Origin of the sequence: Streptomyces sp. NPDC050704 (assembly GCF_040654355.1) — a bacterium.
GTDB lineage: Bacteria > Actinomycetota > Actinomycetes > Streptomycetales > Streptomycetaceae > Streptomyces.
Genome location: NZ_JBFAHW010000005.1, coordinates 115666 through 127393, shown reverse-complemented (window position 1 = coordinate 127393; position 11728 = coordinate 115666). Strand labels below are relative to the sequence as shown.

16 protein-coding genes are annotated in these 11728 nt (G+C 68.7%); 14 read left to right on the top strand and 2 right to left on the bottom strand.

Annotated elements, in window-relative coordinates; genetic code table 11:
- The first annotated feature begins 61 nt into the window (after positions 1–61).
- The 3 genes from AB0I18_RS04260 to AB0I18_RS04250 all read left to right on the top strand — a co-directional run bounded on the left by AB0I18_RS04260 (position 62) and on the right by AB0I18_RS04250 (position 1753).
- Positions 62–262 carry a hypothetical protein gene (locus AB0I18_RS04260; RefSeq protein WP_363103815.1) on the top strand — a complete coding sequence of 67 codons (201 nt, stop codon included), beginning with the start codon at positions 62–64 and terminating at the stop codon, positions 260–262.
- Positions 263–383: 121 nt separating this feature from the next.
- A complete protein-coding gene (locus AB0I18_RS04255) occupies positions 384–890 on the top strand; it encodes a hypothetical protein (protein ID WP_363103814.1) in 507 nt (168 codons plus the stop codon).
- Between the two features lie 320 nt (positions 891–1210).
- Positions 1211–1753, top strand: a complete 543-nt coding sequence (locus AB0I18_RS04250) for a barstar family protein (RefSeq protein ID WP_363103813.1) — start codon at positions 1211–1213, stop codon at positions 1751–1753.
- 255 nt (positions 1754–2008) lie between these two features.
- Here the strand turns inward: AB0I18_RS04250 and AB0I18_RS04245 are convergent, their stop codons facing one another.
- Both AB0I18_RS04245 and AB0I18_RS04240 read right to left on the bottom strand, forming a co-directional pair.
- Positions 2009–2575 carry a hypothetical protein gene (locus AB0I18_RS04245; protein ID WP_363103812.1) on the bottom strand — a complete coding sequence of 189 codons (567 nt, stop codon included), beginning with the start codon at positions 2573–2575 and terminating at the stop codon, positions 2009–2011.
- Positions 2576–2742: 167 nt separating this feature from the next.
- Positions 2743–5685 carry a BTAD domain-containing putative transcriptional regulator gene (locus AB0I18_RS04240; RefSeq protein ID WP_363103811.1) on the bottom strand — a complete coding sequence of 981 codons (2943 nt, stop codon included), beginning with the start codon at positions 5683–5685 and terminating at the stop codon, positions 2743–2745.
- A gap of 583 nt (positions 5686–6268) precedes the next feature.
- On the opposite strand from AB0I18_RS04240, the gene rpsJ reads away from it, so the two are divergent.
- From rpsJ to rpsQ, 11 genes are read left to right on the top strand one after another with little or no spacing between them, the layout of a single operon-like run.
- A complete protein-coding gene (rpsJ, locus tag AB0I18_RS04235) occupies positions 6269–6577 on the top strand; it encodes a 30S ribosomal protein S10 (protein WP_003948644.1) in 309 nt (102 codons plus the stop codon).
- Between the two features lie 17 nt (positions 6578–6594).
- Complete coding sequence (gene rplC, locus AB0I18_RS04230; RefSeq protein WP_363103810.1) at positions 6595–7239, top strand: 50S ribosomal protein L3; 645 nt, start codon at positions 6595–6597, stop codon at positions 7237–7239.
- 7 nt (positions 7240–7246) lie between these two features.
- Entirely contained in the window at positions 7247–7909 is a 663-nt protein-coding gene (gene rplD / locus AB0I18_RS04225) for a 50S ribosomal protein L4 (RefSeq protein ID WP_363103809.1), read from the top strand.
- Entirely contained in the window at positions 7909–8325 is a 417-nt protein-coding gene (gene rplW / locus AB0I18_RS04220) for a 50S ribosomal protein L23 (RefSeq protein WP_055614927.1), read from the top strand. The genes rplD and rplW overlap by 1 nt, the downstream gene beginning before the upstream one ends.
- 39 nt (positions 8326–8364) lie before the next feature.
- Positions 8365–9201 (top strand): 50S ribosomal protein L2, encoded by an 837-nt coding sequence (gene rplB, locus AB0I18_RS04215; RefSeq protein WP_006376052.1) that lies wholly within the window; start codon positions 8365–8367, stop codon positions 9199–9201.
- A 12-nt stretch (positions 9202–9213) separates the two neighbouring features.
- A complete protein-coding gene (gene rpsS / locus AB0I18_RS04210; RefSeq protein ID WP_006376029.1) occupies positions 9214–9495 on the top strand; it encodes a 30S ribosomal protein S19 in 282 nt (93 codons plus the stop codon).
- A 41-nt stretch (positions 9496–9536) separates the two neighbouring features.
- Positions 9537–9884: a 50S ribosomal protein L22 gene (gene rplV, locus AB0I18_RS04205; protein ID WP_093777432.1), complete on the top strand. Its 348-nt coding sequence runs from the start codon at positions 9537–9539 to the stop codon at positions 9882–9884.
- Positions 9884–10744, top strand: coding sequence for a 30S ribosomal protein S3 (gene rpsC, locus AB0I18_RS04200; protein ID WP_363103808.1), 861 nt, complete (start codon positions 9884–9886; stop codon positions 10742–10744). The genes rplV and rpsC overlap by 1 nt, the downstream gene beginning before the upstream one ends.
- A 5-nt stretch (positions 10745–10749) precedes the next feature.
- Entirely contained in the window at positions 10750–11169 is a 420-nt protein-coding gene (gene rplP, locus AB0I18_RS04195) for a 50S ribosomal protein L16 (protein WP_190037507.1), read from the top strand.
- Complete coding sequence (gene rpmC, locus AB0I18_RS04190; protein ID WP_363103807.1) at positions 11169–11393, top strand: 50S ribosomal protein L29; 225 nt, start codon at positions 11169–11171, stop codon at positions 11391–11393. Before rplP ends, rpmC begins: the two co-directional genes overlap by 1 nt.
- A complete protein-coding gene (gene rpsQ, locus AB0I18_RS04185) occupies positions 11393–11683 on the top strand; it encodes a 30S ribosomal protein S17 (protein ID WP_363103806.1) in 291 nt (96 codons plus the stop codon). Before rpmC ends, rpsQ begins: the two co-directional genes overlap by 1 nt.
- The last annotated feature ends 45 nt before the right edge of the window (positions 11684–11728 follow it).

Sequence of the window (11728 nt, the reverse complement as noted above, 5' to 3'; positions counted from 1 at the left end):
GTACCCGGTGGGGTCCCCCGCGCGAGGAAAGGTCAAGGACCGATTCGATTTCGGCGTATTCTTGGAACTCGAAGATGCCCCCGAGGTCCACGGCTTCGTCGACCTCCTGTCGTACAACCCTGACGGCACGATCAACGATCCCGACGCTCCCCCCGTCCCCCTGCCCGAGGTCGGGGATCTCGTCGAGGGCGTAGTCGCCGTTCATGTGGACCGCGACAGGCAGATCCGAATCCGCGTCGGTTCTCCGTATTGGGAGTCCTGACCCCCCCCGCGAGCCCCGAGCGAGGAGGCCGACGCCGCCCTCTGACCGATCGGGGCGGTCGATCGGTCAGAGGGCGAGGTACGGAAACCTGGAGGTCTCACCGTACCCAGAAGGACCTTCCATGGATATCACCGGCCACTCGACCGACTTCATCGTGGACGCGTCGTTCCCGGAGGCCATGCACCGTTTCGTCCGTCGGGGGCAACAGCGGTGGCCGGGACTGTTTCTGTACGGGGAACCGCTCTCGTCCGGAGCCGTGGAGGGCTGGTCCCTTCCCGAGGTGGAGGACGACGACCACTCGGGCATCGTCACCTTCTCCTCAGGTCAGGAGATGGAGGATTTCTGGGAGGACAACGGCTACGCGCTCGACACCTCCGGGCAAGGACCGTATTCCGTCTTCTACCGACTCCATGCGCTTCCGCTGCACGCGACGACAGTGTCCGGGGTCCGGGCCGCCTCTCCCGAGGCCGAGGATGCCGTCGAAGGAACGGCATTGCTTCTGTCCCAGTACTACGCCGTCAGCGTGGTCACGCCTGAGGATCCCGCTGTCGATCCGTTCTCCAGGGGCGTTGTGAACGACTTCGTGGAGTCCTTGGGGACACCAGACCGATCCTGGAACAGGCCGTGAGCAAGGGGAGCAAGCCAAGGGGACGGCGTGACTTGCAGGCGCGGGTGCGATCGACGCCGTCAAGAGGTGGCGGGTGCTCTCGTCGTGCGACGCGTGACGGCTTAGGGTCCGCCATGGCGTCCGAATACGACTGGGAAACCGGCGAGGGCCTGTTGGGCATCGACGAGGACTTCTATCCCGTCAGGGCGTACGGCAACGACCTGGACTCCCGGGACGCGCTGGGCGAGGGGTGATGCGGGACGGCCCCGGTTCCGCGTATTACACGCCGGACCACTACGGAACTTTCTACTACGTCGGTGAATTCACAGGGTGATCCAGAAATGACCGGGTTCGACATCACAGGGACCGCGGCCCCCTGGGTCGTCTTCGTTCCCCGAGGGGCGACCGAGGTCCATCGACAGCTGGCAGCGTTGGAGGCGAAGGGTGGGCGTGTCCACCGCTTCGACGCCCGCGATCTGATGACCGAGCAGGGGGTTTATCGTTCGTTCGTGGAAGTCCTGCAGTTCCCTGGCTATTTCGGAAGAAACTGGGACGCCTTGGTGGACTGCCTGGACGACTTGTGCGGTGCGGTCACGGGTGGAGTCGGGATCGCGGGTGTCATCGAGGAAGCGGATCGACTGCTGGAAGCGGAACACTTCCCCCTGTTCGTATCGGTCCTCTGTCAGGGAGCGGACCGTGCGAATTCGGCGGTGGACCTCGATGGATTCCCCTTGGATCGGCCCGCCACTGCCGAACACTTCGTCCTCGAATTCCGTGAGTTCGATCGCGAGAAGATCGCACTCCGAGTGGGGCAGCCCGACCTGACCGTCACCGCGGGGGACGTGTTCGTCGCGACCGCTCTCAATCCCGAGGAATGGCACTGAGCCCTTCTCGACCACACATCGTGGGCTGCGGAGAGCACCGGAAGCACCTGAAGTGCCGGAAGCAGGGCAGCTCTCCTGGCTGCCGCGGAAGGTGTGGTGCACCACTCCCTGGCCGTCGCGTTGGTTGTACAGCGCGGCGGTCTGGCCGGTGCAGGTGAACCGGTAGGCCGCCTTGTAGCCGGGGCGATGTCGTTGCAGCCGCAGGTGATGACCTCCTTTCCAAGGGAGCCGCAGGAGCCACAGGAGCCGCGGCTGTCACAGGCGCCCCACCCGGTCGGCGGACGGAGAGGGAGCCCGCGGCTGTGAGGGCACGGCGGCGGACAGTGCGTCGCCGGGGCTGCCCGGCCCCCGCTCGGTCCACCACGTGGTCTCCTTGCGGGCGCCCGCCCAGCCGAAGCTGAAGTGCATGTGGTCGGTGTGCGGGCTCTCGCCGGTGTACGGGGTCCAGCCGGTGTCCGCGCGGTTCGCATGCCAGATCCGGTGGTTCCAGATGACGTACATGATCCCGAGACGGCGGGCCGGCGCGTGGCGGTTGCCGTGCCGGTCGGTGGCCAGCAGCCAGTCGATCAGGTCGGCGGCGATGTGGCCCTGGGACCGGGCATCAACACCCCAGTCCCAGGCCCGGCCCTCCTTGTGCTCGCTGGCCCCCGGTCTGCCGCGCTCTCTGCCGATGCCCAGACTCCGGGTGCTCGGGTAGGCGGCGAGTACCAGGTCGCGGAAGGCCAGGACTCCCGGCTTCGCGGCGGGGTCGCAGCCCCGCTGCCCCTCGTACAGGGCGTAGGGGTCGATGCGCGGACCGAAGTCCGGTGCGGTGGGGGGCATGTGCGGTGGCTTCCTCGGCTCGCGTCGTGTCGTCGGCGACTGCGCCTTCGACCTTTCGCGATCCACCCTTCCTGTCCGCGCTGTCACCCCGGTCACACCTGGGTCACTCCGGCCGGGCGGCCGGGCGGCCGGTCACCCCGGTCGTCCGGCGGTCGCCACGGCCGCGCTCACACGACCGTCCGCCGGTGGACCTCGTGCGCGATACCGAGCGCCAGCGTGACGCCGTCCGCGGCCGTCGCACCGCGCTCCCACGCGTCGGTGTACGCCTCGGCCGCCATGTGCTCCTGTACGAGGTTCCGGGTACGGACGTGGAGTGCGGCGACGGGCTGGAGCCCGTCGATCCTGGCCCCCGTCACCTGGCGGTACCGGTATGCCGCCCCCAGGACGACGGCCGCCCGGTCGTGGTGCCCGAGGGCGCCGAGCGTCCAGGCGAGGCCCTCCAGACTCCACGCGGGACCCCAGTTGTCGTCGACGGCGCGCTGTCGTACGAGCACCTCGCACAGCGGCAGGAGTCCGCGGGACGGTTCCCCGTGCAGCAGCTCGGTGAGAGCCGCGCACCACCGGGCCCAGGTCTGTGCCCACTCGGCGCCGGACGCCTCGGCCTCGGCGACGTACGTGTCGCACGCGGCGCGGGCCTCGACGTGCGCCCCGAGGAAGGAGGCGCCGAGGGCCCAGAACATCGTGGCCATGTGAGCGTCACCGGTCATCCCCGCGGCGATGAACTCCTCGCGGGCCCGGGCGAACCGGGCGATGCAGGCGGGGTCGCCGGACACCAGCAGCGCGTACACCGCCTCGATGTAGACGACCGGCGCGGCCTTCGAGGACGCGGGCGTCGCGTGGCACTCGTCGAGGAGGGCGCGGGCCGCCGGGTGGTCTCCCTGGAACACCGCGATGAACGCCTGCATGGTTGTCACCAGGACCTTCGGCTCGCCGAGAGCGGGATCGAGCGACGCGGACAGGCTTTCGAGCCAGTGACGTGCCTCGCCGAGGGTGCTGCCGAAGAACCAGCAGCGCGTCCGCGTCAGGTCGGCGGCGATGGCCGCGCCGGTGAGCGCCCGGCCGGGGTGGACGCGGCAGAAGTCGAGCGCGGAGCGGAGGTTGGGCAGTTCCCGGCGCAGCCGCATGAGCCAGCCGACCTCGTCGGGTCCGCACCACTCGTCGGCGGCGCGGGCGGCGAAGGCCTGGTAGTAGTCGCTGTGCCGGATCCGCAGTCCGGTCGCGCTCCCCTCGGCCCGCAGCCGGTCCGTACCGTACTGGCGGATGGTCTCCAGCAGCCGGTAACGGGTGGTGCCGCCGTGCCGACCGGCGGGCACGGCCGACTCGACCGTCACCACGGACTTGTGGACGAGACCGTCGATCAGGTCCAGCACGTCCTCCCGGGCGATGCCCCCGCCCGCGCACACGGCCTCGGCGGCCCGGAGATCGAAGCCGCCGACGAAGACCGACAAGCGGGCCCACAGCAGCCGCTCCCCGGGCGTGCACAGGCTGTGGCTCCAGTCGATGACGCCGCGCAGCGTCTGCCGGTAGCGGCCGGCGGCGAGCGCCGCCACCGGACCCGGCCCGGACGCCACCGCCATGAGGGGACCGGACAGGAGGCGGAAGCGGTCCTCCAGCCGTTCCAGCACCTCCTCCACGGTCAGCGAACTCAGCCGTACAGCGGCCAGTTCGATGGCCAGCGGGATGCCGTCCAGGCGCCGGCACAGCTCGGCGGCCGACGTGCCGTGCCGCTCGCCCGTCGGCAGCGTGACCGCGCAGGCCGCCGCCCGGTCGGTCAGGAGCCGCACCGCCTCGCACGGCGTGCCGTCAGGACCGCCCCGGAGCGTCAGACAGGGGACCAGCAGCAGGTGTTCGCCCGGCACGCCGAGCCGCTCCCGGCTGGTGGCGAGCACCCGCAGCTCCGGCGCGGCCCGCAGCAGCCGCAGCACCAGCACGGCCACGGCGTCCACCAGGTGCTCGCAGTTGTCCAGCACGAGCAGCAGGTGCCGGTGGCGCAGATGGCCTGCCACCACGTCGGCCGCGGACCGCGTGGACTGGTCGCGCAGCCCCAGCGACTCGGCGACCGCCCGTTCCACCAGTGCCGGGTCGGTGACCGCCGCGAGGTCCACGAGCCACACCCCGTCGGGGAAGGCGGACGCCGGCCGCCGTGCGGTGCGCAGCGCGAGCCGTGTCTTGCCGACCCCGCCCACGCCGGTCAGCGTGACCAGCCGGGACAGCCTCAGAAGCCGCTGCGCCTCGGCCAGTTCCCGCTCCCGCCCGATGAAGGACGTCGTCTCGGCGGGCAGGTTCCCGCCTCCGCCCGGCCCCGCCCCCAACCCCGCCCCCGCTCCCGGCCCCGGTGCCGGTGTCCGGGGCACGGCCGGGGCGAGGTCCGGCGCCGCCGTGAGCATGCGCTGGTGCAGGGCCTTGAGCTCGACGCCCGGATCGATGCCCAGTTCCTCGGCGAGCAGCCCGCTGATCTCGCGGAAGCACTCCAGGGCCTCGCCCTGCCGACCGCACTGGTAGAGCGCCAGCATCCGCTGGGACCAGAAGCGTTCGCGCAACGGGTGCTGCCCGGTCAGCCGGCGTAGCTCCGGGAGCGTGTCCGCGGGCCGGCGACACCGGATCACCGCGTCGATCCACGACTCCTGTGCGGCCAGCCGCTGCTCGCACAAGGCCGGGGCGACGTCCGCGAACCGCTCCGGCGGCAGGTCGGCCAGCGGTTCGCCCCGCCACAGCCCGAGCGCGTTCTCCAGCAGGGCCGCCGCCTGCTCAGGACGGTCCTCGGCGAGTGCGGTCCCGCCCTGCCGGGCGAGCGCGTGGAACCGGTGAGAGTCCAGGCCGTCCGCGGACCCCGGGTCCAGCGCGTATCCGCGGCGGTCGGTCCGTACGACCTCCGGCCCGAGAGCCCGGCGCAGCCGAAGGACGTAGTTCTGTACGGCGTTCCGCGCCCCCGGCGGCGGATCCTCGCCCCACAACCGGCCTGCCAGGGCGTCCACGGAGACGACGCGACCGGCGTCGACCAGCAGCGCCGCCAGCAGTGTGCGCAGTTGTGCGGCGCCGACGTTCACACCCAGACCGTCGCGCGTGACGACAAGCGGTCCCAGGATCCCGAACTCGTACTGTGCGCCCATTCGGACGATGCTAGGACGCACGGTAATCGGATCGCTACAGCGCGTGTCTCGCGCGGGGGCGCGCGGCCCGCGCGCGTACGGGTCACGTCCGTGTGCCGAGATCCGCCGGTGCCGATGCGGGGCTCGTTGCGGGAGCGCCGACACGCCATCGGTGGTTCCCCGATCCCGTGTTTGACGTGCGTCACCCTCCGGGTAACCTCTTCCGCCCGATTGGCCAGCCCCGTGCCCCGTATGGCAGACTGTCGGGGTTGCTCGGTTGAGTTGCCGATGCTGCGCGCCTCCCGCCGGGAGGACCGGAAGCGAGTCCCACAGTACTCGTCGCCCCAACTGCCGTAAGGCAGCGCTGGGGCGGACGTACGGGAATCTTCCGGGAAGTGTCAGCGGGGTACCGGCCAGGCGCCCGATGGGTGTTCAGCCCTCGGTTCCGCGGTTGTTTTTGGGCCGTGTCCCTCGGTAGGGAAAATCCACTTGTGGATATTTCTGTCAGTGAGGACGCGACACGCCCGACCGCGTGGGTCGGAGGCAGGGACGCAAACCCCCGGGTTGCAGAGCGTTAAACGAGACTAAGGACTACTGAGTAGCCATGGCGGGACAGAAGATCCGCATCCGGCTCAAGGCCTACGACCACGAGGTCATCGACAGCTCGGCGAAGAAGATCGTCGAGACGGTGACCCGCACTGGTGCGTCGGTCGCAGGCCCGGTGCCGCTGCCCACTGAGAAGAACGTGTACTGCGTCATCAAGTCGCCGCACAAGTACAAGGACTCTCGCGAGCACTTCGAGATGCGCACGCACAAGCGCCTGATCGACATTCTCGACCCGACCCCCAAGACCGTTGACTCCCTGATGCGACTCGACCTCCCGGCCGGTGTCGACATCGAGATCAAGCTCTAAGGGCCGGTGATCTGAGAATGGCTAAGCAGATCAAGGGCATCCTGGGCGAGAAGCTCGGCATGACGCAGGTGTGGGACGAGAACAACCGTGTTGTTCCCGTCACCGTCGTCAAGGCCGGCCCCAACGTCGTGACCCAGGTCCGTACGAATGACTCCGACGGCTACGAGTCGGTCCAGATCGCCTTCGGCGAGATCGACCCCCGCAAGGTGAACAAGCCCCTCAAGGGTCACTTCGCCAAGGCCGACGTCACCCCCCGCCGCCACCTCGTCGAGATCCGTACCGCTGACGCCAGCGAGTACACCCTCGGCCAGGAGATCACCGCTGAGACCTTCGAGTCCGGCGTCAAGGTGGACGTGACCGGCACGAGCAAGGGCAAGGGCTTCGCCGGTGTCATGAAGCGTCACAACTTCAAGGGCCTCGGCGCCGGTCACGGCACCCAGCGCAAGCACCGCTCGCCCGGCTCCATCGGTGGCTGTGCCACCCCCGGTCGCGTGTTCAAGGGCATGCGCATGGCGGGCCGTATGGGCAACGAGCGGGTCACCACCCAGAACCTGACCGTCCACGCCGTTGACGCGGAGAAGGGACTGCTCCTCATCAAGGGAGCCATCCCCGGTCCGAACGGCGGCCTCGTCCTGGTCCGCACCGCGGCCAAGGGGGCCTGAGGTAACGATGAGCACTGTTGACATCATTTCGCCGGCAGGCGACAAGACCGGGACGGTCGAGCTCCCCGCGGAGATCTTCGACGTCGAGAAGATCAGCATCCCGCTGCTTCACCAGGTCGTAGTCGCCCAGCTGGCCGCTGCCCGCCAGGGCACGCACAAGACCAAGACCCGTGGCGAAGTTCGCGGTGGCGGCAAGAAGCCGTACCGCCAGAAGGGCACCGGCCGCGCCCGTCAGGGCTCGACCCGCGCGCCCCAGTTCGCCGGTGGTGGCGTCGTCCACGGCCCGCAGCCGCGTGACTACTCGCAGCGGACCCCGAAGAAGATGAAGGCCGCGGCCCTGCGCCACGCCCTCACCGACCGGGCCCGCAACAGCCGTATCCACGTCGTCACCGGCGTGGTCGAGGGCGAGATCTCCACCAAGGCCGCGAAGACTCTGCTGGGCAAGATCAGTGAGCGCAAGAACCTGCTCCTGGTCATCTCCCGCGAGGACGAGCAGGGCCTCCTCTCCGCCCGCAACCTGCCCCAGGTGCACATCCTGGAGCCGGGCCAGCTGAACACGTACGACGTTCTCGTCTCGGACGACGTGGTCTTCACCCAGGCCGCTTTCGAGTCCTTCGTGTCCGGTGCGCCCGCTGAGCGGAACGCCGACACCGAAGGGAGCGAGGCCTGATGGCTACGCGTCACCCGAGCATCGCCCCGAAGGCGGCCAAGGCCGCCAAGGCAGCGCGCGTCGCCAAGGCGAAGCGCCACGCCACCGAGGGCAAGAACACCGTCGAGACCCCGCTGAGCAAGAGCTTCACGGATCCCCGTGACGTCCTCCTCAAGCCGGTCGTCTCGGAGAAGAGCTACGCGCTTCTCGACGAGGGCAAGTACACCTTCGTCGTGGACCCGCGGGCCAACAAGACCCAGATCAAGCAGGCCGTCCAGGCGGTCTTCTCGGTCAAGGTCACGGGGGTCAACACGATCAACCGTCAGGGTAAGCGCAAGCGCACCCGCACCGGCTTCGGCAAGCGTGCGGACAGCAAGCGCGCGATCGTGACCCTCGCTGAGGGCGACCGTATCGACATCTTCGGCCAGGCCTCCTAACGGAGTGCCCTGGTCCGAATATCGGACGAGGACTGAGAAATGGGAATCCGCAAGTACAAGCCGACTACGCCGGGCCGTCGTGGCTCCAGCGTCGCCGACTTCGTCGAGGTCACGCGGTCCACGCCGGAGAAGTCGCTGGTTCGCCCGCTGCACAGCAAGGGCGGCCGTAACAATTCCGGTCGTGTGACCGTCCGCCACCAGGGTGGTGGCCACAAGCGCGCCTACCGCGTCATCGACTTCCGTCGCCATGACAAGGACGGCGTGCCGGCGAAGGTCGCGCACATCGAGTACGACCCCAACCGCACCGCGCGCATCGCGCTGCTGCACTACGCGGACGGCGAGAAGCGCTACATCCTCGCCCCCCGCAACCTGTCGCAGGGCGACCGCGTCGAGAACGGTCCCGGGGCAGACATCAAGCCGGGCAACAACCTGGCGCTGCGCAACATCCCGGTCGGTACCACGATCCACGCGATCGAGATCCGTCCCGGTGGCGGTGCCAAGTTCGCCCGCTCCGCCGGCGCCTCCGTGCAGCTGCTGGCGAAGGAGGGCACGATGGCCCACCTTCGTATGCCGTCCGGTGAGATCCGGCTGGTCGACCAGCGCTGCCGCGCCACGGTCGGCGAGGTCGGCAACGCCGAGCAGTCCAACATCAACTGGGGCAAGGCCGGCCGCAAGCGCTGGCTGGGCGTCCGCCCGACCGTTCGCGGTGTGGCGATGAACCCGGTTGACCACCCGCACGGTGGTGGTGAAGGCAAGACCTCCGGTGGACGTCACCCGGTCTCGCCGTGGGGTCAGAAGGAGGGTCGTACTCGTTCGCCGAAGAAGGCTTCGAACAAGTACATCGTCCGCCGCCGCAAGACGAACAAGAAGCGCTAGGAGCGGGTTTAGATGCCGCGCAGTCTCAAGAAGGGGCCCTTCGTCGACGACCACCTCATCAAGAAGGTGGACGTACAGAACGAAGCCGGTTCCAAGAACGTCATCAAGACCTGGTCCCGTCGCTCGATGATCATCCCGGCCATGCTCGGCCACACGATCGCGGTGCACAACGGCAAGACCCACATTCCGGTGTTTGTCACCGAGTCGATGGTCGGCCACAAGCTCGGCGAGTTCTCGCCGACGCGCACCTTCCGGGGTCACGTCAAGGACGACCGGAAGTCGAAGCGCCGCTAACGCGGGGTGGAATGACCATGACAGACACTGGAAGGACAACCATGGAAGCCAGGGCCCAGGCGCGGTACATCCGCGTTACGCCCATGAAGGCCCGCCGCGTGGTGGACCTTATCCGTGGCATGGATGCCACGGAGGCTCAGGCGGTCCTGCGTTTCGCCCCGCAGGCCGCGAGCGTGCCGGTTGGCAAGGTGCTTGACAGCGCCATCGCCAACGCCGCGCACAACTACGACCACACCGACGCCGACAGCCTCGTCATCACTGAGGCGTACGTCGACGAGGGCCCGACCCTTAAGCGGTTCCGGCCGCGTGCCCAGGGCCGCGCCTACCGGATCCGCAAGCGGACCAGCCACATCACCGTGGTCGTCAGCAGCAAGGAAGGAACCCGGTAATGGGCCAGAAGGTTAACCCGCATGGGTTCCGGCTCGGCATTACCACGGACTTCAAGTCCCGTTGGTACGCCGACAAGCTGTACAAGGACTACGTCAAGGAAGACGTCGCCATCCGTCGGATGATGACGTCCGGCATGGAGCGCGCCGGCATCTCGAAGGTGGAGATCGAGCGCACCCGTGACCGCGTCCGTGTGGACATCCACACCGCGCGCCCGGGCATCGTCATCGGCCGTCGTGGCGCCGAGGCCGACCGCATCCGCGGCGACCTCGAGAAGCTGACCGGCAAGCAGGTCCAGCTGAACATCCTTGAGGTCAAGAGCCCGGAGACGGACGCTCAGCTGGTGGCCCAGGCCGTCGCCGAGCAGCTGTCCTCCCGCGTCTCCTTCCGTCGTGCCATGCGCAAGAGCATGCAGGGCACGATGAAGGCCGGCGCCAAGGGCATCAAGATCCAGTGTGGTGGCCGTCTCGGCGGCGCCGAGATGTCCCGCTCGGAGTTCTACCGCGAGGGCCGTGTGCCCCTGCACACGCTCCGCGCGAACGTCGACTACGGCTTCTTCGAGGCCAAGACGACCTTCGGCCGCATCGGTGTGAAGGTCTGGATCTACAAGGGCGACGTCAAGAACATCGCCGAGGTCCGCGCCGAGAACGCCGCTGCCCGTGCGGGTAACCGCCCGGCCCGCGGTGGCGGCCCCGGCGGCGACCGTCCGGCCCGTGGTGGCCGTGGCGGCGGCGGTGGTGGCGAGCGTGGCGGCCGCGGCCGCAAGCCGCAGCAGCAGTCCGCGCCGGCAGCCGAGGCCCCCAAGGCCGACGCTCCCGCCGCCGCTGCCGCTCCGGCTGAGAGCACTGGAACGGAGGCCTGACCGACATGCTGATCCCTCGTAGGGTCAAGCACCGCAAGCAGCACCACCCCAAGCGCCGTGGTCAGGCCAAGGGTGGTACGACGGTCGCGTTCGGCGAGTACGGCATTCAGGCCCTCACGCCGGCGTACGTGACGAACCGCCAGATCGAAGCGGCTCGTATCGCGATGACCCGCCACATCAAGCGTGGCGGCAAGGTCTGGATCAACATCTACCCGGACCGCCCGCTGACCAAGAAGCCCGCCGAGACCCGCATGGGTTCCGGTAAGGGTTCCCCCGAGTGGTGGGTCGCGAACGTGCACCCGGGCCGGGTGATGTTCGAGCTGTCCTACCCGAACGAGAAGATTGCGCGTGAGGCCCTCACTCGTGCGGCGCACAAGCTGCCGATGAAGTGCCGGATCGTCAAGCGCGAGGCAGGTGAAGCGTGATGTCGACCGGTACCAAGGCGTCAGAGCTGCGCGAGCTGGGTGACGAGGAGCTTCTCGCGAAGCTCCGCGAAGCCAAGGAAGAGCTGTTCAACCTCCGCTTCCAGGCGGCGACGGGCCAGCTCGAGAACCACGGCCGGCTGAAGGCCGTCCGTAAGGACATCGCGCGGATCTACACCCTGATGCGTGAGCGCGAGCTGGGCATCGAGACGGTGGAGAGCGCCTGATGAGCGAGAGCAACGTGACCGAAGAGACCACCAAGACGGACCGCGGTTTCCGCAAGACCCGTGAGGGTCTGGTCGTCAGCGACAAGATGGACAAGACCGTCGTCGTCGCCGTCGAGGACCGCGTCAAGCACGCGCTGTACGGCAAGGTCATCCGCCGTACGAACAAGCTCAAGGCCCACGACGAGCAGAACGCCGCGGGCGTCGGCGACCGGGTTGTCATCATGGAGACCCGTCCGCTGTCCGCGACGAAGCGCTGGCGCATCGTCGAGATCCTCGAGAAGGCCAAGTAATTCCTGCGGGGACTAGCCCGCAGGACAGTTCCGCCAGGCTCGGGG

Bases quoted from the DNA above. Each gene is read 5' to 3' on its own strand.
- AB0I18_RS04255 (WP_363103814.1), top strand. From the start codon at position 384: ATGGATATCACCGGCCACTCGACCGACTTCATCGTGGACGCGTCGTTC.
- AB0I18_RS04250 (WP_363103813.1), top strand. From the start codon at position 1,211: ATGACCGGGTTCGACATCACAGGGACCGCGGCCCCCTGGGTCGTCTTC.
- AB0I18_RS04245 (WP_363103812.1), bottom strand. From the start codon at position 2,575: ATGCCCCCCACCGCACCGGACTTCGGTCCGCGCATCGACCCCTACGCC.
- AB0I18_RS04240 (WP_363103811.1), bottom strand. From the start codon at position 5,685: ATGGGCGCACAGTACGAGTTCGGGATCCTGGGACCGCTTGTCGTCACG.
- rpsJ (WP_003948644.1), top strand. From the start codon at position 6,269: ATGGCGGGACAGAAGATCCGCATCCGGCTCAAGGCCTACGACCACGAG.
- rplC (WP_363103810.1), top strand. From the start codon at position 6,595: ATGGCTAAGCAGATCAAGGGCATCCTGGGCGAGAAGCTCGGCATGACG.
- rplD (WP_363103809.1), top strand. From the start codon at position 7,247: ATGAGCACTGTTGACATCATTTCGCCGGCAGGCGACAAGACCGGGACG.
- rplW (WP_055614927.1), top strand. From the start codon at position 7,909: ATGGCTACGCGTCACCCGAGCATCGCCCCGAAGGCGGCCAAGGCCGCC.
- rplB (WP_006376052.1), top strand. From the start codon at position 8,365: ATGGGAATCCGCAAGTACAAGCCGACTACGCCGGGCCGTCGTGGCTCC.
- rpsS (WP_006376029.1), top strand. From the start codon at position 9,214: ATGCCGCGCAGTCTCAAGAAGGGGCCCTTCGTCGACGACCACCTCATC.
- rplV (WP_093777432.1), top strand. From the start codon at position 9,537: ATGGAAGCCAGGGCCCAGGCGCGGTACATCCGCGTTACGCCCATGAAG.
- rpsC (WP_363103808.1), top strand. From the start codon at position 9,884: ATGGGCCAGAAGGTTAACCCGCATGGGTTCCGGCTCGGCATTACCACG.
- rplP (WP_190037507.1), top strand. From the start codon at position 10,750: ATGCTGATCCCTCGTAGGGTCAAGCACCGCAAGCAGCACCACCCCAAG.
- rpmC (WP_363103807.1), top strand. From the start codon at position 11,169: ATGTCGACCGGTACCAAGGCGTCAGAGCTGCGCGAGCTGGGTGACGAG.
- rpsQ (WP_363103806.1), top strand. From the start codon at position 11,393: ATGAGCGAGAGCAACGTGACCGAAGAGACCACCAAGACGGACCGCGGT.